Genomic DNA, 1,436 nt, shown 5'->3' with positions numbered 1-1,436 from the left:
AGCCGCTTGCTCGTCCCCCCAGGCCAGGGGATCCCAGCCGCCGGCCGCCTCAGGAAAATCGAGGCCCCAATTCTCCTAGAGGAGGCAATGGAGGGGGAAACCAGCCGCGCGGTGGAGGGGGCAACAATCCTCCGCCCTCGCCTTGGCTGGGTCACCCCTTGGATCCCACGCCCAGGCCGGATCCCACCGCCGGTTTTATTGAATATCTGCGCTGGATGCGAGCGCCGGTTGATGCTGCTACTAAAGACGGCACCAAAGCGGAGCTGGCGCACCAAGTGGAAACAACGATTAACCTTGGAGCCCGCTTGAAAGTTTTGAACGAGCGCACCCAACGCCTTGCCAGCGACACCCTTCAGGTTACCTGTCCCTGGCGAATTCGAGTCGGTGGGGCCAAGGGCCCAGAGAGCATGTTGCTCCCCGCTTTCGATCACTTAGGGATCCCTTACATTCCTGGCTCCACCCTGCGCGGTGTAGCCCGCTCCCAGGCCATTCGGGAGCTGATGCAGGAGCGCAACCTATCTTGGGATCAAGCAGACCAAGCTGTAGCTCCTTGGTTTGGCCACCTACAAGCTGAGGAAAAAGATAGCGCCGGCAAGGTTGTCTTTTTGGATGCCTATCCGGTACCCACTCGCCCCCAAAGGCGGGAGGATCCCGATAACTCCAAAACGGGGGGGCTGGCTGTAGATATTGCTAATAACGTCTGGAAATGGAATGGAAAAAATCTTGAATACTCGACCAACCCCAACTTGTTCTTCTCTCTCAAGCAAGCCACTTTTTTGATTGGCCTACGCAAAGGCAGCGGCTGCACCGATGAGATGCTGGATCAAGTTAAGCAATGGCTCCTCCGGGGTTTGGAGCAAGGGGTGGGATCCCAGGTGAATACCGGCTACGGTCGGCTAATCCCCTCAGGGAAATCGCCGGACAAGAGCCAAGGAGAATTCTTGCGCCTGCCCTTTGAGTTAGAAGGCCAACTCATTCACGGGCGCCAGGTAGTCAACTGGAGACCCGACAAGAATCGCTACGACAACCGATCCATCGCCGAAGTGCGGCCTGTGGCCTTTAAGAATATGCTGCGCTATTGGTTCCGCACCTTTGCCCTGGGAGTTTTGCCGGTCGATCAGGTGCAGGAGTGGGAAGGGCAACTTTTTGGCGCCATCACCCCTAAGCAAAAACACGGCTGGATCCATGTAGATCTCCTAGATGGCAAAGTCTCTCAGCCGGAGCCGGAGCCCAATCAGCAAGGAAGAAATAAACCTGCCGGACGACAAGAAGGGATCCTCGTCTTGAGTCTTTCGGGCGAGTGCCAAAATTATGCTTCGCAGGAAGATCAAGAGGCGGCGAAAAAGCTCTTTGCCAACCTCACCTGGATGATGTTCCATCTGGGAGGTGTGGGCCAAGGGGCCAGAAGACCCTGCTACTCCCGCCAAAACCGCGAG

General features: G+C 57.0%; 1 protein-coding gene. It reads left to right on the top strand.

The features are described from left to right. Positions 1 to 305 precede the first annotated feature (305 nt). The coding region (locus NW857_RS09185) for an RAMP superfamily CRISPR-associated protein (protein ID WP_414368737.1) at positions 306 to 1,436 on the top strand (1,131 nt) is incomplete at its 3' end.

Source organism: Synechococcus sp. H55.9, assembly GCF_047462355.1.
Taxonomy (GTDB): Bacteria; Cyanobacteriota; Cyanobacteriia; order Thermostichales; family Thermostichaceae; genus Thermostichus.
Note: the sequence above shows the minus strand (reverse complement) of the source record. Positions and strands in the feature narration are given on the sequence as shown.